This window comes from Parapedobacter deserti (assembly GCF_042646065.1).
GTDB lineage: Bacteria > Bacteroidota > Bacteroidia > Sphingobacteriales > Sphingobacteriaceae > Parapedobacter > Parapedobacter deserti.
In genome coordinates this window covers 36,502-56,823 of the sequence record NZ_JBHRTA010000060.1, presented here as the reverse complement: position 1 = coordinate 56,823, position 20,322 = coordinate 36,502, and the positions used below count along the sequence as shown (strand labels likewise).

13 protein-coding genes are annotated in these 20,322 nt (G+C 49.9%); 12 read left to right on the top strand and 1 reads right to left on the bottom strand.

Annotation, left to right across the window (positions count from 1 at the left end):
• Positions 1–2 precede the first annotated feature (2 nt).
• From ACFOET_RS19115 to ACFOET_RS19090, 6 genes are all read left to right on the top strand, one after another.
• Entirely contained in the window at positions 3–4,553 is a 4,551-nt protein-coding gene (locus ACFOET_RS19115; protein WP_379025683.1) for an efflux RND transporter permease subunit, read from the top strand.
• Positions 4,554–4,662: 109 nt separating this feature from the next.
• A complete protein-coding gene (locus tag ACFOET_RS19110) occupies positions 4,663–5,541 on the top strand; it encodes a cell division protein FtsX (protein WP_379025681.1) in 879 nt (292 codons plus the stop codon).
• Between the two features lie 9 nt (positions 5,542–5,550).
• Entirely contained in the window at positions 5,551–5,793 is a 243-nt protein-coding gene (locus tag ACFOET_RS19105; protein WP_379025679.1) for a DUF3098 domain-containing protein, read from the top strand.
• Positions 5,790–6,584 carry an undecaprenyl-diphosphate phosphatase gene (locus ACFOET_RS19100; RefSeq protein WP_379025677.1) on the top strand — a complete coding sequence of 265 codons (795 nt, stop codon included), beginning with the start codon at positions 5,790–5,792 and terminating at the stop codon, positions 6,582–6,584. Before ACFOET_RS19105 ends, ACFOET_RS19100 begins: the two co-directional genes overlap by 4 nt.
• A gap of 5 nt (positions 6,585–6,589) precedes the next feature.
• The gene (gene truB / locus ACFOET_RS19095) at positions 6,590–7,321 is read left to right on the top strand and encodes a tRNA pseudouridine(55) synthase TruB (RefSeq protein WP_379025675.1); all 732 of its coding nucleotides are present in this window, start codon (positions 6,590–6,592) and stop codon (positions 7,319–7,321) included.
• Positions 7,299–8,288, top strand: coding sequence for a bifunctional riboflavin kinase/FAD synthetase (locus ACFOET_RS19090; RefSeq protein ID WP_379025673.1), 990 nt, complete (start codon positions 7,299–7,301; stop codon positions 8,286–8,288). Before truB ends, ACFOET_RS19090 begins: the two co-directional genes overlap by 23 nt.
• Here the strand turns inward: ACFOET_RS19090 and ACFOET_RS19085 are convergent.
• The gene (locus tag ACFOET_RS19085; RefSeq protein WP_379025671.1) at positions 8,278–10,188 is read right to left on the bottom strand and encodes an amidophosphoribosyltransferase; all 1,911 of its coding nucleotides are present in this window, start codon (positions 10,186–10,188) and stop codon (positions 8,278–8,280) included. The two genes, ACFOET_RS19090 and ACFOET_RS19085, sit on opposite strands and share 11 nt — an antisense overlap.
• 322 nt (positions 10,189–10,510) lie before the next feature.
• Here ACFOET_RS19085 and dnaE point away from each other — a divergent pair, with 322 nt between their 5' ends.
• From dnaE to ACFOET_RS19055, 6 genes are all read left to right on the top strand, one after another.
• Positions 10,511–14,941, top strand: coding sequence for a DNA polymerase III subunit alpha (dnaE, locus tag ACFOET_RS19080; RefSeq protein WP_379025669.1), 4,431 nt, complete (start codon positions 10,511–10,513; stop codon positions 14,939–14,941).
• Positions 14,942–15,106: 165 nt separating this feature from the next.
• A complete protein-coding gene (trxA, locus tag ACFOET_RS19075) occupies positions 15,107–15,424 on the top strand; it encodes a thioredoxin (RefSeq protein ID WP_379025667.1) in 318 nt (105 codons plus the stop codon).
• 381 nt (positions 15,425–15,805) lie between these two features.
• Positions 15,806–17,281, top strand: coding sequence for an RNA polymerase factor sigma-54 (gene rpoN, locus ACFOET_RS19070; RefSeq protein ID WP_379025665.1), 1,476 nt, complete (start codon positions 15,806–15,808; stop codon positions 17,279–17,281).
• Between the two features lie 24 nt (positions 17,282–17,305).
• Positions 17,306–18,175 (top strand): hypothetical protein, encoded by an 870-nt coding sequence (locus ACFOET_RS19065; protein ID WP_379025663.1) that lies wholly within the window; start codon positions 17,306–17,308, stop codon positions 18,173–18,175.
• A gap of 187 nt (positions 18,176–18,362) precedes the next feature.
• Positions 18,363–18,956 (top strand): RNA polymerase sigma factor, encoded by a 594-nt coding sequence (locus tag ACFOET_RS19060; protein ID WP_379025661.1) that lies wholly within the window; start codon positions 18,363–18,365, stop codon positions 18,954–18,956.
• 88 nt (positions 18,957–19,044) lie between these two features.
• Positions 19,045–20,268: a FecR domain-containing protein gene (locus ACFOET_RS19055; RefSeq protein WP_379025659.1), complete on the top strand. Its 1,224-nt coding sequence runs from the start codon at positions 19,045–19,047 to the stop codon at positions 20,266–20,268.
• Positions 20,269–20,322: the final 54 nt, after the last annotated feature.

The window sequence follows — 20,322 nt, the reverse complement described above, 5'->3', positions numbered from 1 at the left end:
ACATGCTTGAGACATTTATTAAACGACCGGTACTGTCGCTGGTCATATCGTTGCTTATTACCTTATTGGGATTGCTTTCCCTCTTTACCCTTCCTGTTACCCAGTTTCCCGACATCGTTCCGCCGTCGGTGGTAGTCACCGCCAACTACACCGGTGCCAACGCCGAAGTGTGTACCGACGCAGTAGCGATTCCGCTGGAACGTGCCATAAACGGGGTGGCGGGCATGACTTACATGACTTCGGTGTCCACCAACAACGGCACCACGCTCATCCAAGTGTTCTTCAAGGTAGGCACTGACCCCGACATTGCAGCGGTAAACGTACAGAATCGTGTGATGACCGTGCTTGACGAATTGCCTGAGGAGGTCATTCGGGCGGGGGTAATCACTGAAAAAGAGGTAAACAGTATGCTGATGTACCTCAACATTTTCAGCGATGATCCTACGGCCGACGAACGCTTTATCTATAATTTCACAGACATCAACATCCTGAAGGAACTGAAACGCATTGAAGGTGTGGGCTTCGCTGAGATCATGGGTATGCGCGATTACGCGATGCGAGTATGGCTTAGACCGGACCGGATGGCGGCATACGATATTTCCAGCGAAGAGGTCATTGCCGCCCTTCGCGCCCAGAACGTCGAGGCTGCGCCCGGGCAGACCGGTATCGGTTCAGACCAACGTATCAATATGCAGCAATACGTATTGCGCTATCCAGGAAAATTCTCCGAACCGGAAGAATACCGGGAGATTCCTATCCGCGCCAATGCCGATGGGTCCATCCTCCGCATAAAAGATATTGCCGATGTAGAGTTCGGCTCACTGGACTACGAGATGGAATCGCGAACAGACGGACGCCCCTCGGCTTCCATTATGATGAAACAACTTCCCGGATCAAACGCACAGCAGGTGATCGAAAGTGTCAAACGGCGAATGGAAGAGCTGAAAGCATCATCGTTTCCACCCGGCATGAAATACACGGTCAGCTATGATGTGTCCCGCTTTCTTGACGCGTCGATAAGCGAGGTGGTGCGTACCTTGGTAGAGGCATTCCTGTTGGTATTCCTTGTTGTGTTTATCTTCCTTCAGGACTTTCGCTCCACGCTGATTCCTGCATTGGCGGTGCCCGTATGTCTTGTAGGCGCCCTTTTCTTCATGCAGCTGCTCGGTTTTTCCATCAACCTGCTTACGTTATTTGCTTTGGTATTGGCCATCGGCATTGTGGTCGACAATGCCATAGTCGTTGTGGAAGCCGTCCACGTGAAAATGGAGGAGGAGCACCTGCCCCCGATGGAAGCGACTTTGGCCGCGATGAAGGAGATCGGCGGAGCAGTGGTCGCTATTACGTTGGTGATGTCGGCAGTATTTGTGCCGGTGGCGTTTCTTTCAGGTCCCGTGGGGATATTTTACCGGCAGTTTTCGCTCACGTTGGCCGCTTCCATCGTTATCTCCGGTGTCAATGCGCTTACGCTGACCCCGGCACTATGTGCGCTCATCCTGAAATCGCCACATGATAAGCCCGCTCCTAAAGGCTGGCTGGCCTCGTTTTTCCGGCGATTCAACAAGTGGTATGGCAAGGTGTCTTCCAGCTACGCCGGCCTGATCGGCAAAATTGCAGGTCGCCGCGCAGTAACGCTCGCATTACTAGCTGCATTCTTTGCAGCCACTTGGGGAATCAACAGTATTCTTCCCTCCGGCTTCATTCCCACGGAAGATCAAGGGATGATATATGTAAACGTCACAACGCCACCGGGAGCAACGGTAGACCGCACGATTGCCGTGTTGAACCAGATCGACTCGATCAGCCGGCAGCATGAAGCTGTGGAAACCGTATCAACGCTTGCGGGGTACAGCATCGTGACGGAGGTGACCGGCGCTTCATACGGCATGGGAATGATCAATCTTAAAGCCTGGGACAAACGTAAGCAATCCGTGGCAGACGTAATCGAGTGGCTTGGCGAAAACACCGGTCATCTCATGGATGCCAGCATTGAGTACTTCCCCCCGCCCACCGTACCGGGTTTCGGCAATTCCAGCGGCTTCGAGCTCCGCCTGCTCGACCGCACGGGTACCGACGACCTGCAACGCACCGCCGATGTGCTGGAAGAGTTCCTAAACGCGCTGGAAAAAGCACCCGAGGTAGGCGGCACGTTCTCCACGTTCGACCCGCGATTTCCGCAATACCTCATTCAAGTAGATTATGATATGGCGGCTAAAAGAGGCATCAGCGTCGAAAACGCGATGACTACATTGCAAACACTGATGGGTAGTTTTTATGCCACGAATTTCATCCGCTTCGGCCAGCTATACAAAGTGATGGTACAGGCTGGACCGGGATACCGCGAAAAGCCAGAGGACGTCTTGAAACTGTATGTAAAAAACAACACCGGAGAAATGGTTCCCTATTCTGCATTCATCACGATGGAACGTGTATACGGCCCTGAACAAGTGACCCGGTATAATATGTTCAGTTCGGCACTCATCAGCGGTGATGCGGCCCCGGGTTATAGCTCCGGGCAGGTGATCGAGGCTGTGGAACGGATCGCCGCAGCCACCTTACCGCAAGGGTATGGCATCGAATGGTCGGGCATGACACGCGAACAGATTCTCTCGGGCAACCAGGCTGTTTACATCTTCGCGCTGTGCCTGCTATTCGTCTACCTCATTCTGGCGGCACAGTACGAGAGCTTCCTGCTGCCGCTGCCCGTAATCCTGTCGCTACCTGCTGGTGTGTTCGGAGCCTTTCTATTCCTCAAACTCTTGGGCCTGGAGAACAACATTTACGCACAGGTCGCACTCGTCATGCTGATCGGGCTTCTCGGCAAAAATGCAATCCTCATTGTTGAATACGCCATTCTCCGCTACAAACAGGGGGCTACTCAGCTACAGGCTGCGATCGAAGGATCCGTGGCGCGCCTCCGGCCGATTTTGATGACATCGTTTGCCTTCATTGCGGGCCTTCTTCCCTTAGCCATGGCATCCGGCGCAGGTGCGCTGGGCAATCGTTCCATCGGGACAACGGCCGTGGGCGGAATGGTCGTCGGCACCATCATCGGTGTGATTGTGATCCCGGGGCTTTACGTACTTTTCACTTCCCTGCGCAAGAAGAAAGTGATCAAGACTGGAACGGCAGGTTTGCTGCTGGTGTGTGCGCTTGGACTGCTGTCGGGTTGTGCAACCCGCAAGCCGGTTACCGATCTGAAACATCGTATACTGCCGGCTTCCTACCAGGGCCGCACCGATACAGCCAACACGGCATACACCCCCTGGCAGGACTTCTTCGACGACCCCCACCTGATCGGCCTGATCGATGAGGCATTGCTCAACAACCCTGATATGGGCCGGGCGTTACGGCACGTCGAGATCGCTCAGGCCAATCTTCGGATGCGCCGTGCGAGGCTTTTTCCTTCGGTTGAGGCCCTGGCAGAGGCCGGCCTCCGAAAATACGGGTTTTACACCATGGACGGAATTGGCAATTATGACACAAATTTTTCCGAAAACCTGGAAGAGGATGAGAAATTACCTGACCCGCTGCCTGACTACTTCATCGGCTTCCGCACATCGTGGGAAATTGACTTGTGGGGCAAACTAAAGCACCGGAAACGGGCCGCATACCAGCGCTTCCTCGCCACGTATGAAGGACGTCACCTGGTGAAGACTGCCCTCATCGAAGAGGTTGCTTCTGCTTACTATGACTTGCTGGCGTTAGATAGCGAATTGGCGATTTTACGGAGCAACATCCAATTGCAAGAGGAGGCGCTGGCTATCATCAGGGTACAGAAAGACGCCGGGAGGGCCGACGAATTAGGCATACAGCAGTTCGCTGCGGCGGTACACCGTTCCAAAGGGCTGGAACAGGAGGTGCTTCAGCGGATCAACGAAACAGAGAACCAGTTAAACTTCCTGCTAGGCCGTTTCGGCGGCCCAATTAGCCGAGACACCGCCGGATGGACCGTAGCGGCAACGGATACGGTCATTCCTGGCATACCCACGCAATTAGTGTCCTTCCGGCCGGACGTTCGCAAAGCCCGACTTGAGTTGCTCGCACACGGCGAAGAAATAAACGCCACCCGCGCCGAATTCTTGCCGTCACTGGTACTTTCACCTTATGTAGGCTTCCAAGCGTTCGCGCTTGACAGACTCATCTCAGCTCCAACATCCGTCGCTTATGGTCTGTTGGGGGGACTTGTCGCACCAGTGTTCAATCAGCGTGCAATCCGGTCTGCCTATGAAACGGCCAAGGCGGAATACGGCGTCGCTTTTCTGGACTATGAGAAAACGGTGCTTAACGCGTGGAAAGAAGTGCAAACCGGTCTGACAGCGCAACGATACGTCCAGCAGCGCTACGTGCACAACATCGAGGAAGTGACAGCACTACGGCGGGCTGTAGACGCGGCGCATGAACTGTTCAAGGCCGGCCGTGCGTCTTACCTGGACATAGTCACCGCACAGCGGAATGCGCTGGATGCAGAGATCAATCTGGTTAAAACCCGACATGAAAGTGCTATTACCAAACTTTCGCTGTACAAAGCGCTAGGGGGCGGATGGCAATAACTTCACAGCTACCGCGTTTCTTCGTATATAGGGTCGATTGCATTTTTTGCATTAGGCATAGTACATATATCGACCCAATTTACTACTTTCGCAGCAAATAGATCGGTAAATGGACGTATACGAAGCAAGTACATCCAAGAAAAAGACGAAGTCGGTATATATCTCAACCGTTATCAGCATTGCGTTAGTATTACTGATGACTGGGTTGTTGGGGCTGTTGCTTGTGCACGCCAAGAACCTGTCTAATTACGTCAGGGAGAACATCGTTCTGAATATCATCATGAACGATGGGGTGAGCGAAGGGAACGTACTGGCCTATCAGAAGAAGCTGGAGTCGGATCCTTATGTTTTACGCTCACAATACATTAGCAAAGAACTGGCGGCCAAGAACCTCTCCGAGGAGCTGGGGGAAGATTTCGTGCAGTTTCTCGGGCACAATCCGCTGCTTTCATCCATTGACATTTACCTGAAAGCCGAATATGCCAACACCGATAGCATCGAGAACTTCATAAAAAAAGTGTCTACCAATGATATGGTCAAGGAAGTGGTGTACCAAGAGTCACTCATTGATATAGTCAATAAAAATATTCGGACAATCGGCATCGTGATCCTGGGTTTCACTGCGCTATTGCTTATTATCGCGGTTGCACTGATCAACAACACGATTCGGCTGGCGATCTACTCGCAGCGCTTCCTTATCAAGAGTATGCAGATGGTTGGTGCCACCAAAGGATTCATCAGGCGGCCTTTTTTGGGATATGGCATTCTCCATGGGTTGCTGGGAGCGCTGATCGCCATCTTACTCTTGCTGCTGACCCTGCATCTCGGACAGCGGGAAATCCCCGAACTGGTATTTCTTCGCAACTGGCTCGAGTTTATCGCCATATTTGTGATTGTGGCGCTGTTAGGCATTCTCATTTCGGGGTTGAGCACGTATTTTGCCGTAAGCAAATATTTACGACTGAAATCAAACGAACTGTACAGATAAACACAGCTTATGTCTTCATATAAAAAAACGCAAGCACCCCAAAAAGTTTCTTTCGTATTTGGTAAACGGAATTATCAGCTCTTTTTAGTGAGCATTGGTGTGGTCATCCTCGGCTTTGCCCTGATGACAGGTACGGAAGATATCTATAGCTTCACCAAAATCACACTGGCCCCCCTGGTGGTTGTCATCGGCTTTGCCTTGGGTGTCGTATCTATTCTAATAAAACCGAAAAAACCGGATAACAGTCAATGACATTAATTGAAGTAATTGTGTTGGCCATCGTCGAAGGCCTCACAGAGTTCTTGCCGGTTTCGTCAACCGGCCATCTGATTATTGTGACCGCACTCATGGGCGTTTCGCCAACGCCGTTTGTCAAGCTGTTTACCATCGCCATCCAACTGGGCACCATCCTTTCGGTGTTGGTATTGTACTACCGTCGTTTTTTCCGCTCGCTTGGCTTTTACTACAAACTGGCTGTAGCTGCGGTTCCTGCAGCGATACTCGGCTTTCTGTTCAGTGACGAGATCGACGGGCTGCTGGAAAGTCCTATGGTGGTTGGCATCACCCTGGTAATCGGCGGTATTATCCTGCTATTTGTAGATCGCTGGTTCAACAAACCAACCATCGCCGATTCAGACGATGTCAGCTACTGGCAGGCGTTGAAAATCGGCTTCTTCCAATGCTTAGCGCTTATACCAGGCACGTCACGCTCAGGGAGTACCATTGTGGGAGGAATGACACAGCATCTTACACGAAAGGCGGCAGCTGAGTTTTCATTTTTCCTTGCCATACCCATGATGTTCGGTGCTACTGTACTAAAACTGAGGGACCATTTCGGTGATGGCCATGAGCTTAGCGGAACGGAGATCAACCAGCTGATTATCGGCAATCTAGTCGGCTTCGTTGTAGCCATCATTGCGATTAAAACATTCATTGGCATTGTTACTAAATACGGTTTCAGAGTATTCGGCTGGTACCGGATCATTGTAGGTGGCACCATCATCATCCTGCTGCTCAGCGGGCACAGCTTGCAGATTATCTGACACGGATGGAAAATCGCATAAAGCGTGCGTTCAACTTCGCTGAAGGCGAAGTACTGTTGGTTGACAAACCGCTTCGGTGGACCAGCTTTGACGTTGTCCGGAAAATCCGGAATGCGATCAAGCCCCTGAAAGTGAAAGTGGGCCATGCGGGTACGCTAGACCCGTTGGCTACAGGGCTCTTGGTGATCTGTACGGGCAAATTCACCAAACGGATCGACGAATTCCAGGCACAGGAAAAAGAATATACCGGTACCATTACCTTGGGTGCCACCACCCCTTCTTATGATTTAGAGCAGGAGATCGACCAGCGATTCGACTTAACGGGCATCACCGATGACCAGATCAAGGAAACTGCTGCTTCTTTCGTGGGTGAAATCCTGCAGACTCCCCCGGCTCATTCGGCAATAAAAATGGATGGTGAGCGTGTATATGAAAAAGCGAGGCGCGGAGAGGTGGTGGAAGTCAGACAACGACAGGTCGTTATCCGTGAATTCGAGGTTGCAAGCATCGCACTCCCTGCGGTTAGCTTCAGGGTAGTTTGCAGTAAGGGCACGTATATCCGGTCGCTGGCATATGACTTCGGGAAAGCATTGAACAATGGCGCACACCTGAGCGGTTTGCGGAGAACGAGGATCGGAGCTTTTCTTGTGGAAGATGCGTGGCAGGTAGCTGATTTGGTGAAACACATAAAGGACGTTAGCTTAGTGGCAGCGCATGAAGATATACAGAAACCTTGAGGACTTCGTCCCGCTGGATCGTGCTGTGGTAACCATTGGTACCTTTGACGGGGTGCATGTGGGCCATCAGAAAATATTGAGCACGCTGAAGGAATCTGCAAAGGCGATCAACGGAGAGACCGTTTTGCTTACCTTCTTTCCACATCCGCGCATGATCCTCCATCCGGAAGACGACAGCTTGCGGCTTATCAGCGATATTGAAGAGAAAGTACAGCTGCTGGCTGACGCGGGTATAGATCATCTTATTATCACGCCCTTTACGCGTGACTTTTCCAACCAGTCGCCGGAGGAATATATACGGGATGTGCTTATCGGTAAAATCGGCACCAAGAAAATCGTCATTGGATATGATCACCGCTTTGGCAAGGACCGGCAGGGATCACTGAAGGATTTGCTCGACCACGCGGAAATCTATGGCTACACTGTTGAACAAATTCCGGAGCAGGATATCAACGACGTTGCGGTTTCCTCGACAAAAGTTCGCGAAGCACTCATCAAAGGAGACATTGACGCGGCTAATAAGTACCTTGGATATCCCTTTCAGCTGACCGGCAAAGTGATCCGCGGCAACCAGCTGGGCCGTAACATAGGTTATCCCACAGCCAACCTTCAAGTACAGGAACCGCACAAGCTGATACCGGCTTATGGCATCTATGCCGTAGAAGCCGCCATCATCGAACCAATGGAGATCAGAACAGGTCCGTATCAGCCCGCTCTTGCAGAACATATTGTCAAAGGTATGGGCTACATCGGCACCCGACCGACAGTAGACGGCGTAAGCAGGAGCATCGAAGTGCACTTGTTTGACTTCAACGAGGATATTTATGGAAAAATTTTACGTGTAAAATTTCTCCATTTTATCCGGCATGACCAGTGGTTTGAGAGCATGCAGGAATTGATTGATCAAATGGAAGTGGATGAGAAAAAGGTAAAAGCTTTTTTTAGCGGGAAGCCTTCTATGCACTGAAATACGCCCTTACATTTTTTCCTTCCACCCAATTCATATACGCCCTGTTGACCACACGGTTGCCGCCCGGAGTGGGATAATCGCCGGAAAAGTACCAGTCTCCTTTATGATCAGGACACGCAACATGTAAGTTTTCCAGCCGTTGGTAGATCACTTCCACTTCCGCTTTGATCCGGTTACCCCGGATGATACCGGCAATTTCCGTGGAAATCTCCTCATCCGTAAACGGCTCGTAGATGGCTTTCACGTAATTTTGCACTTCTTCTCTGGGCATCTCCAGCGAAGCGAGGCACTTCCGGTAAACTTCCTCTACCACATGGCCCATTCCCCGCTTGTATAGCAAAGATACTGCTGCCTCAAATGCGACGAATTCGCCCAACCGAGACATATCGATGCCGTAGCAGTCGGGATACCGAATCTGGGGGGCCGACGACACGATAATGATTTTCTTGGGATTCAGGCGATCGAGAATAGTCAGGATACTTTGCTTGAGTGTCGTGCCCCGCACGATGGAATCATCTACGGCTACAATGGTATCTTCGTGATCCTGGACGATGCCATAGGTCGTATCATACACATGCTGTACCATATCCTGCCGGTCGGAATCCTGGGTAATAAACGTCCGTAACTTAGCGTCTTTGATATTCAATTTCTCGAATCGGGGCGAAATGCTAAGCATCTCATTCAGTTCTTCATCCGAGATTTTGTCAGCCCGGTTGAGCAGCGTATCCTTCTGAAGTTTGCGTACATATTCGTTTATTCCCTCTTCAAGCCCATAGAACGCAACTTCGGCCGTATTGGGGATATAAGAGAATACGGTATTTTTAATATCATAGTTGACCGCTTCCAGTATTTGGGGGCACAGCAGGCGGCCGAGGTATTTACGCTCCCGGTAAACGGCAGCATCGCTGCCCCGGGAAAAATAAATGCGTTCGAACGAACATGACTTTTTCTCGACAGGTTCGCGAAACATCTCCTCTGTAATCGTGCCGTCTTTTTTTACGATAAGTGCATAACCCGGTTGGATTTCCTTGATTTCGCCAAAGGGCACGTTGAAAGCAGTCTGTATGGCAGGCCGTTCGGAAGCCACCACCACAACTTCATCATTGACATAGTAATACGCAGGCCGGATACCTACGGGGTCACGCATGACGAAGGCGTCGCCATGCCCGATAATTCCGCTAATGGTATACCCCCCATCCCAGGTTTTGGCCGATTTGCGCAGGATGCGGGCCACATCTATGTGCTCCGCGATCAAGGCGCTGATCTCGACGTTGCTATATTCCTGCTTCTTGAACTTATCAAACAGTTCCTGGTTTTCGGAATCAAGAAAGTGGCCAATTTTTTCCAACACGGTTACCGTATCCGCTTTTTCCTTGGGATGCTGGCCTAATTCATAAAGTTGTTCCAACAGCTCATCCACATTGGTCATGTTGAAATTCCCTGCAATGACGAGATTGCGTGTCATCCAGTTATTCTGGCGCAGAAACGGATGGCAACTTTCAATACTATTTTTGCCGTGTGTTCCATATCGTAGGTGGCCCAGCAAGACTTCACCGGTAAAGCTGACATTATCCTTGAGCCATTTACTATCTGCAAACCGATCGGGATAGGCGCGCTGCACGGTAGCAAATTTCTTCTGCACGTACTCGAAGATGTCAGCTACGGCATTTGGCGCCATGGAACGATAGCGGCTGATGTAACGATTGCCGGGCTTCACATCCAATTTGATCGTGGCAATACCGGCGCCGTCCTGGCCCCGGTTGTGCTGCTTTTCCATTAATAGGTACAGCTTATTGATACCATATAATGGTGTACCGTATTTTTCCTGATAATATGATAGGGGTTTTAGCAGGCGAATTAGTGCGATACCGCACTCGTGTTTAATTGCGTCACTCATGTTATGCGTTCGGGTGCTGCAAAGATACACAATTTTTGGATAGCAAACTTACAACCCGGTTTTCTTAATCTAGTTTAAGACATCGGTTGATCACTCGGCTGCAACCCGAATCGAGTACTGACGACAACCGCCCAACATCACGATATTGATATCATTTTTGCAAGGGAAGTGCAGCCCTGGTCAATCGGCAATTGATGTGGAAAATTTAACTCCTACCCTAACAATAACTTGCCGTTGAGCTTAACTCATCGTTAGGGTTTCCACCAAAAAAGACGTAAGTTTGTTCTGGTAACTTGGTTACCTCCATACTATCTGGCAAGCGATGTATTTGATTTTTGACACTGAAACAACTGGGCTCCCTAAGCGCTGGGACGCTCCTATCACGGATACCGACAATTGGCCGCGTTGCATACAGCTTGCCTGGCAGCTGCATGACGCCATGGGCAACCTGATTGAACACCGGGATTATTTGATCAAACCCGACGGATTCAACATCCCCTTTGATGCGGAGCGTGTGCATGGCATTTCGACCGAGTTGGCCGAGGAACAGGGGGCTGACCTGCGTAGCGTACTCGAGGAGTTCAGCCAAGCGTTGGCTAAAACCAAATTCGTGGTAGGCCAGAACATCGGTTTTGACGTCAACATTATGGCCTGCGAATACCACCGGCTGAACTTGGGCAACCCGTTGGCCGGGATGCCCGTATTGGACACCTGCACCGAAGTAACGGCCGAATTGCTCAAAATCCCCGGCGGCCGGGGGGGCAAGTATAAATTGCCAAACCTAACCGAATTGCATCAGTATCTTTTTGGCATACCCTTCGCTGAAGCGCACAATGCCACCGCCGATGTGGAAGCGACGACCCGGTGTTTCCTTGAACTAATTAAGCGGCAAGTGTTTACACCAGCGGAGCTGCAAGTGGACACCGGATACTTTCTGGAGTTCACGCAGTGCAATCCCGACCCAATCAAGCCTATTGGGCTCACACATATTAATTTAAAAGCGGCTTCGGATGACATTAGGAAACGCCTGCAAAGTCGGCAGCAAACCGCAATCCCCACACAAGACCTCGAAGCCAATAAGCGCGATATGGCCGCTGTGGATTTCGTGCACCTCCACAACCATACGCAATTCTCGGTGCTGCAGTCCACCATATCAGTCGGCGACCTTGTACAGGCGGCGGCTGCACACCGGATGCCTGCAGTAGCAATCACCGACCATGGCAACATGATGGGTGCCTTCCACTTTGTTAGTCACGTGCTCAACCACAATAAGGCGGCGGAAACCAAGAATAATGCCGCCATTGAAAAAGGAGAGGCACCTACAGAAGTCATCATCAAGCCGATTGTCGGCTGCGAGTTTTTTGTTTGTGACGACCATATGGACAAGACTAGGAAAGACAATGGGTATCAAATGGTCTTCCTTGCCAAAAACAAAAATGGCTATCACAACCTGGCGAAAATGTCGTCCATAGCCTATACCAAAGGATTTTATTATGTGCCACGTATTGATCGCACTGTTATCGAGCGCTATAAGGATGATATCATTGTGCTCTCCGGCAACCTATACGGCGAAATTCCCAACAAGCTACTCAACATGGGGGAAAACCAGGCAGAGGAAGCGCTGCTCTGGTGGAAGCAGACCTTCGGTACCGATTTTTACATCGAGGTGATGCGGCATGGGCAGGAAGATGAAGATCGGGTAAACCAAAGCCTCGTGGCACTGGCAGCCAAGCATGATGTAAAAGTGGTAGCCACCAACAATACATACTACATTAAGAAGGAAGATGCCCACGCGCACGACATTTTGCTCTGCGTAAAGGACGGCGAAAAACTGACGACACCCAAGGGGCGCGGGCGCGGTTTCCGTTTCGGCCTGCCCAATGATGAATATTACTTCAAATCGGGCGAAGAAATGAAAAAGAACTTTGCTGACCTTCCTGAAGCTATTCTTAATATCCAGGAAGTCGTCGACAAAATCGAACCCTATTCGTTGTACCGGGATGTGCTGCTTCCGAAGTTTGAAATACCCGAGGAATTTCAGGTAAGCGAAGACAACCTTGACGGCGGTAAGCGGGGCGAAAACAAGTACCTGCGGCACCTTACTTACGAGGGTGCGAAAAAGCGGTATTCTGAAATCACTTCTGAGATCCGGGAGCGGCTAGACTTCGAGCTGGCTACCATCGAACGGACAGGCTACCCCGGCTATTTCCTAATCGTGCAGGATTTCATCGCCGCAGCGCGTGACATGGGTGTGTCGGTCGGGCCCGGCCGTGGATCGGCGGCAGGATCGGCTGTAGCCTATTGCTTGGGTATCACCAACATCGACCCCGTCGCCTATGACCTGCTTTTCGAACGGTTCCTCAATCCCGACCGGGTATCCATGCCCGATATTGATATCGATTTCGACGACGAAGGTCGGAGCCGTGTCATGGATTATGTGATCAACAAATATGGCGCAAACCAAGTGGCCCAGATCATCACCTACGGCACCATGGCTGCAAAGTCATCCATACGCGACACGGCTCGGGTGTTGGACCTCCCGTTGTTCGAAGCCGACAAGATCGCCAAGCTTATCCCTAACCTGAAGCTTAACAAAATCTTCAACATGGATGCACAGGCGCTCAAAAGCGCACTCCGTTCCGAAGAGCTTGAAAATGTGCAGCAGTTAGTATCCATGGCACAAGGCACGGGGCTTGAAGCTGAGACAATCAAACAAGCGCAGGTACTCGAAGGGTCCCTCCGCAATACCGGAATCCATGCCTGTGGAGTTATCATCACACCTGATGACATCACCAATTTTGTTCCTGTAGCCACGGCAAAAGATTCTGACCTGTATGTAACTCAATTTGATAACTCAGTGGTGGAAAGCGCCGGGCTGCTCAAAATGGATTTTCTTGGCCTCAAAACCCTTACACTTATCAAAGACACCGTGAAGATTGTGAAACATCGCCACGGCATCGAACTCAACCCGGACGATTTTCCAATAGACGACCAAAAAACATACGAGCTCTTCCAGCGCGGCGAAACCATCGGCATTTTCCAGTACGAGTCGCCGGGCATGCAGAAGTATATGAAGGAACTCAAGCCTACAGTATTCGGCGACCTCATCGCGATGAATGCACTATATCGGCCCGGGCCTATGGAGTATATCCCCAGCTTCATCCGTCGCAAGCATGGGCTGGAACCCATTACCTACGACCTGGAAGCTTGTGAGGAATTTCTCAAAGAAACCTACGGCATCTCAGTATACCAAGAGCAGGTGATGCTGCTCTCCCAGAAATTGGCAAGCTTTACGAAAGGTGAGGCCGACGTGTTGCGGAAAGCCATGGGCAAGAAGCAACGCGATGTACTGGACAAGATGAAAACCAAATTCATTGACCAGGCGGCTTCCAACGGACATCCTCCGAAGGTACTTGAAAAAATATGGAAAGACTGGGAAGCATTTGCGAGCTACGCCTTCAACAAGTCGCACTCCACCTGCTATGCTTGGGTAGCTTATCAAACGGCTTATCTAAAAGCGCATTATCCAGCGGAATATATGGCTGCCGTGCTTTCCAACAACATGAACGACATCAAACAGGTCACATTCTTCATGGAGGAATGCAAGCGCATGGGGCTCCAGGTACTTGGACCGGATGTGAACGAGTCGTACTATAAGTTTACCGTAAACGAAGAAGGCGCCATCCGCTTTGGTATGGGTGCCGTTAAAGGTGTCGGTGCCGGAGCGGTAGAAACCATTGTGCAGAACCGCAAAGACGGACGTTACACGTCAATTTTTGATCTGACAAGGCGCATCGATCTGCGCGCCGCCAATAAAAAGGCGTTTGAAAGCCTGGCCTACGCGGGGGGATTCGACGGCTTTGCAGGCACCCACCGTGCACAATATTTCCATACAGACGGCGACGGTGGCTCTATACTGGAAAAAGCGCTGAAATATGGAGTGAAGTACCGGGAAAGTGAAAATTCGGCTCAGGTAAGTTTGTTTGGCGGCAGCAGCAATACCCCGATTCCCGAACCTACCCTGCCTTTCTGCCCAGAATGGGGATTGATTGAAAAGCTGAAATATGAAAAAGACGTTATCGGAATTTACCTAACCAGCCATCCGCTCGATAATTACCGGTTTGAAATCAACCATTTCTGTCAGCACCCGGTCAAAATGCTCACCTTGATAGATAAGATCAAAGGGACGGACGTAGACGAAGAGACGCGTGAGGAATTCAACAAAATCAGAAACCGGGAATTGATCATTGGCGGTATGGTCACTACCGCCAGCCACCGTGTCACCAAAAACGGGAAGCCTTTTGGTGTGATGGTGTTCGAAGATTATTCAGATGCTTACGAGATCGCATTGTTCGGCGAAGACTATGTGAAAATGAAAGGCTATCTTCATGAAGGGTATTTCATTCAGGTGCGGGGCATCATACAAGAGCGGTTCCGGCAAGCGGGAAACTGGGGCTTTGAGGTAAAAAGCATCCAGTTGCTTTCCGACCTTCGGGATAAGCTGGCCAAATGCCTTACAATACAGGTGCCGCTGCATGAGCTGAACGACAGCTTCGTTACCCGGATTCAACAACTCGTCAGTACCAATATCGAAAAGCATGAAAGCAAGACCTGTCAATTGCGGTTTGCTGTGCGCGATTTCGAATCGGAAATAAGCATCGAAATGCCTTCTAAAGGGTTGAAAATTAGTCCCAGTAACGATTTTATCGAGGCACTGACTGATATGACGGGTGTCAACTACAAGTTAAATTAGTGTCAGAATGTCGGTAATGTATAGGTGGCAAAGAATTTGATCCGTATCTTTGTGGCCGGCGGTCGATGATCAGCCGCCTGGGCAAAAGTAGCAAATAACTGAAGTAACATACGCTGAAAGCAACAAGCCGCTGGCTTATGGCTCTAAGCATAACAAACTAACATCATGGCATTAGAAATCACAGACGGCAATTTCGACCAAGTCGTATTGCAATCCGACAAACCCGTATTGGTAGATTTTTGGGCAGAATGGTGCGGCCCATGCCGTATGGTAGGCCCCATTGTGGAAGAGTTGGCCAAGGAATATGACGGGAAGGCCGTCATCGGTAAAGTGAATGTAGACCACAATCCTGACATATCGGTAAAATACGGAATCCGCAATATTCCAGCATTGCTGTTTTTCAAGGGTGGGCAGATCGTCGACAAGCAGATCGGCGCGGTACCTAAGTCCGTTTTGACGGACAAACTGGAAAAGCAGCTATAATCTGAAAAAGCAGCTATAATACGTTATTGCATCGAAAAACAGTAAAGGACACTCAAGCGTGTCCTTTTTTGTTTCACGACCTGAACCATCAGTCGGATTCCCGCAGACCTGCTGTTCGCAATGATGGCGGTGACAAGGAAAAAGGGTCGCCAACGCGGGATACCGCCATCAGTGACGCGGTAATACCGGAATGGTTAGACATCACATTCCAAAACAATAGCCAAGACTCTCTTGTTTAGCCTTCCAAACAGCATCCGACGAAGATTTGGCGAAATACAAACAGCACGATGGGATCATGCATGCCATAAGCACTTGTCTTATGCACACGCCAAAACTGGCGGTATTCGCATATTTTGCGTATGTTTGTGAAGTGAATTGATTATGCTAAAGCAGACCTTACAACAGAAACTATTACAAAAGCTGTCCCCTCAGCAAATTCAGTTTATTAAGTTGCTGCAGGTACCTACGGTATCATTGGATGCACGCATCAAGGAGGAACTGGAAGAGAACCCCGCATTGGAGGATATCAGCCTTGCCAACATGAATGAGCCCGCCGAGGATTATCCGGACAAAGATCCGGACGAGGAAAGCTTTAGCGACAATGAGCAGTCGACCGAGATGGACGAATTCAACGTAGATGATTACCTGCAGGCAGACGATATCAACGACTACGGTTCCAGTCAGAACAATAACAGTGATGACGACGATGACCGCAAAGAAATCCCCATCGCCATCCAGGATTCGTTTTTCGAAAACCTCCAGCAACAATTGGATCTTCTAGCCTTGTCCGACAAATATTTTCTTATCGGACAGCAGATTATCGGCAGCCTCGATGACGACGGATACCTCAGGCGCCCCATATCATCCCTCATCGATGACCTGGCCTTTTCCCAAAACGTCATCGCGGAGGAACACGAAGTGGAAGACATGCTGAAGGTCATTCAGGAATTCGATCCGCCAGGCATTGGTGCCCGCAGTCTTCAGGAATGTCTACTTATCCAACTCCGCAAAAAAGATCAGGACAACCCGATCATCAAGAAGGCAATGGCCGTTGTAGAAAACCACCTGGATGAATTTACCAAAAAACATTATGACAAGCTCGAACGCTCGCTCAACATCACTTCGGACGAATTGAAGGATATTGTAAATGAAATACTTAAGCTGAATCCGAAACCTGGCGATTCGGGTGCGGTTGCCGGAAAGCAATTGCACATCATCCCCGACTTTCATATCACCAACAACGAAGGTATACTCCACCTAACGCTAAACGCCCGCAATGCACCCGAACTACGGGTAAGCCGGACCTACCAGGAGATGTTCGACCACTATGACAAAGCGTCCCAAAGGGACAAGAAGATGAAAGAGGCGGTACAATTTGTCAAGCAGAAACTCGATTCGGCAAAATGGTTTATCGATGCCATCAAACAGCGTCAACAAACGCTACTGAAAACCATGAATGCCATTATGGACTACCAGTACGAGTATTTTCTTACGGCAGACGAGCGTAAATTGAAACCGATGATTCTTAAAGATATTGCCGATCGTATAGACATGGACATCTCCACCGTATCCCGGGTGGCCAATTCGAAATACGTACAGACAGAATTCGGCACGTTCCTCTTGAAGTCGTTCTTCTCTGAAGCAATCCAAACCGACAGCGGCGAGGAAGTATCCAACAAGGAGGTGAAGAAAATTTTGGAAGAATGCATATCTACCGAAAACAAGCGGAAACCATTAGCCGACGAAAAGCTTACAGAAATATTGAAAGAAAAGGGCTATACCATCGCCCGCCGCACGGTGGCGAAATATCGGGAAGCAATGGGGATACCTGTAGCTCGATTGCGAAAACAGCTTTAATCACGATAAACTAAACGCCTAAGTATGAAACATTCATTTTTTCTTGCCGCAGCCGCCTCAGCTTTGCTGGGATGCACCGGCTCGCAAAACGGCACCACAACGACACCGGAAGCTTCCGGTGTACCCGAATTGACGCTTTCGTGGAAAACGGACACCGCATTCACCGGGTCAGAGTCAGCACTATATGACCCGGAAGCCGATATCATCTATGTGTCCAATGGCAACACCAAAGCTGCGGAAAAAGACAACGACGGTTTCATCTCCATCATGAACACCGATGGCACCATCAGGGACCTCAGATGGGTGGAAGGTGATCTTCATGCACCCAAAGGGATGGCGTTGCTCAATGGCAAGCTATACGTTACCGACATTGACGCAGTAAAAATAATCGATGTGGCTTCGGCAGCCATTGAGCGGACCATTCCAGTGGAGGACGCCGTATTTCTGAACGACATGGCCACGGACGGCAACCAGCTGTACTTTTCAGACACACGTGCGGGCAAAATCTACCGCATGACGACCGATGGCAACTATACCGTTGTTTCATCCAGCACGCCTAATGTAAACGGACTCGAATGCCATAACGGCGTTTTGTACGCGCTGGATGGAGAAGGGTTGAAGCGATTCAGCAACGACGACCAGTATACACCGGAGGTTATCAACAGTGAAGTAACCGGAGGCGACGGGTTGATAATTCTTAACGACAGCACCTTTGTGGCCAGCAGATGGCATGGGGAGATTTTTTTCGTCCGTGGCACCGAAACTACTGTAATTCTGGACACACAGGCTGAAAAATCCAACACCGCAGATATCGGCTTCGTACCGGAAAAAAACTTGGTCATTGTGCCTACCTTCCTCAAAAATGAAGTGGCGGCATATGAATTAACCTATTGACCGTAATCCGGCGGCAACAAATCAGCAACGTTGTCGCCCCACGTTTATACCACCCGGTGTCAAGGCTATGGGGGAAATATATCCGCCATTGAATTCGATCCGCACATGCGGGCTGATTTACTGCCACCGATGTGCACGTTGGGTTATTTGATTTTCATCAAATTTTTCCCGTTATTCGTATCCTGCAATGAGCAAGCCCCAACCTACCGATTTGTTGGACGACTTCCGGCACGGAAAATCGCGAGCCTTTACGCAACTGATAAAGCTGCATAATCGGTCATTGCGGTATTTCGCCTGGACGATAGTCAAAGATCAGGAAACTGCAGAAGAGATCGCCAATGACGGTTTTGTCAAGCTTTGGCAATCACGTCACAAATTTACTTCGCTTACGGATGTCCGATCTTTCCTTTATGTGGTCACTCGCCATGCATGCATCAACCATGTCCAATCAGCGCACACACGCCGTTCTACAGAAGCACACCGGTTGGAGGCAGAACAGGTGATGAGCAACGAGCCGGATATGGAGGCGAAGCTCATCGAACTGGAACTGCTTGAAGCCATTTATCGAGAAATTGAAAAATTACCTGACAAACAGCGGCAGGTTTTCCAAATGACCTACTTAGAAGTCCTTTCCGTCGAAGAAATTTCTGCCAAACTAGGTATATCCGCTAATGCAGTGTACCTGAATAAATCGCTTGCTGTCCGATCACTTCAGCGGATTTTCAAAAATCGTTTGCTTATATTATGCTTTTTCCTGCAGGCCCATTTGTGGAAAAATTAATATTTATTTAACAATTCCTTACAGATTTAACACCTTTTCCTGTTCTATACAATAGAAACCAGCTTAAGAGCTGAAAAACGCCAATTGTATGGAAAGAAGCAAGGTCGTTTACCTATTACGCAAGCATATAGGTGGAGAGCTGACCACGGACGAAAAGAACGAACTGATTTCGTGGGCGGATAGTCACCCCGCTAACCGTGCGTTGCTACATAAGGCAGCAGATACGACCTGGTTGACCAACACACTTCGTGATTATGATCACGTACTGCCGGCGGAAGAGGAAGCGGTAGCACAGGCTCTTGCTCGGCACATCATGCGGCAAGATACTGCACAACGCCGGCCTTCGCGAAAGATAAGCCGCCGGCTTTCGACAGCGGCCACGTGGTGGATGTGCGCCGCTGCAATGATCCTGGCTGTAACCTGCGCTTGGTTGCTCCTCAACAGCAGACATGCTGCAGAGGGTCAAAGAAACGTCGCTTCCGACATCGCCCCTGGCGGTAATAAAGCTGTCCTCACGCTTCCAAACGGCAGGACCATTGACCTGAGTGAGGCACAGTCGGGCATTGAAGTGGGAGATCAAATCACTTACTACGATGGAACTGCTATTCATATTCCGGGATACGATGGGAAGCAGATACTCACAAGCCCAGACCACATGGGCGCTCGCATGGGGACGTCCCCACTACTGAAATTGTCGACACCCCGAGGCGGCATTTACGAGCTGGTGCTCTCTGATGGTTCTCAGGTGTGGCTCAATTCGGCATCAACCATCACTTATCCCGTCCAATTTACCGATTCACTACGGATTGTAGAACTATCTGGTGAAGGATATTTCGCCGTTACCAAGGATGCAAAGCGACCGTTCAGGGTGATCACGAAAGGGCAGGCCGTGCAGGTATTGGGCACCGAATTCAACATAACCGCTTACGACGATGAAGAGGTCACTAAGACAACGCTCGTTTCGGGCGCGGTGAAGGTAGCCGCTCCAATGACGAAGCCCGTTTTCCTAAAGCAACCAGGTGAACAGGCGGTTATAAACGGCCAAATTCGCAAGCAAACCGCTTCTGTAGACGATGAGATCGCTTGGCGTCATGGCAAATTCAGTTTCAACAATAAGACCTTTGAGCAGGTGATGCAAGACCTATCCCGGTGGTATGATCTGGAGATTGTCTACGAACGAAATGTCCCTGATGCAGAGTTGATGGGCGACGCCTTCCGAAACCAGAACCTCGGCCTCGTATTGCGCGTGCTGGATGTCGCAGAAATAGACTATCATTTGGATGTCCGGCAGCGGCAACTAACGATCAAATAGGAAACAATTAACAAATTAGAACCTAACACAAAATGTATGGAAACTTAAAAACTA

Excerpts from the sequence above, each read along its gene's own strand:
- ACFOET_RS19115 (WP_379025683.1), top strand. The coding sequence starts at position 3 with ATGCTTGAGACATTTATTAAACGACCGGTACTGTCGCTGGTCATATCG.
- ACFOET_RS19110 (WP_379025681.1), top strand. The coding sequence starts at position 4,663 with ATGGACGTATACGAAGCAAGTACATCCAAGAAAAAGACGAAGTCGGTA.
- ACFOET_RS19105 (WP_379025679.1), top strand. The coding sequence starts at position 5,551 with ATGTCTTCATATAAAAAAACGCAAGCACCCCAAAAAGTTTCTTTCGTA.
- ACFOET_RS19100 (WP_379025677.1), top strand. The coding sequence starts at position 5,790 with ATGACATTAATTGAAGTAATTGTGTTGGCCATCGTCGAAGGCCTCACA.
- truB (WP_379025675.1), top strand. The coding sequence starts at position 6,590 with ATGGAAAATCGCATAAAGCGTGCGTTCAACTTCGCTGAAGGCGAAGTA.
- ACFOET_RS19090 (WP_379025673.1), top strand. The coding sequence starts at position 7,299 with ATGAAGATATACAGAAACCTTGAGGACTTCGTCCCGCTGGATCGTGCT.
- ACFOET_RS19085 (WP_379025671.1), bottom strand. The coding sequence starts at position 10,188 with ATGAGTGACGCAATTAAACACGAGTGCGGTATCGCACTAATTCGCCTG.
- dnaE (WP_379025669.1), top strand. The coding sequence starts at position 10,511 with ATGTATTTGATTTTTGACACTGAAACAACTGGGCTCCCTAAGCGCTGG.
- trxA (WP_379025667.1), top strand. The coding sequence starts at position 15,107 with ATGGCATTAGAAATCACAGACGGCAATTTCGACCAAGTCGTATTGCAA.
- rpoN (WP_379025665.1), top strand. The coding sequence starts at position 15,806 with ATGCTAAAGCAGACCTTACAACAGAAACTATTACAAAAGCTGTCCCCT.
- ACFOET_RS19065 (WP_379025663.1), top strand. The coding sequence starts at position 17,306 with ATGAAACATTCATTTTTTCTTGCCGCAGCCGCCTCAGCTTTGCTGGGA.
- ACFOET_RS19060 (WP_379025661.1), top strand. The coding sequence starts at position 18,363 with ATGAGCAAGCCCCAACCTACCGATTTGTTGGACGACTTCCGGCACGGA.
- ACFOET_RS19055 (WP_379025659.1), top strand. The coding sequence starts at position 19,045 with ATGGAAAGAAGCAAGGTCGTTTACCTATTACGCAAGCATATAGGTGGA.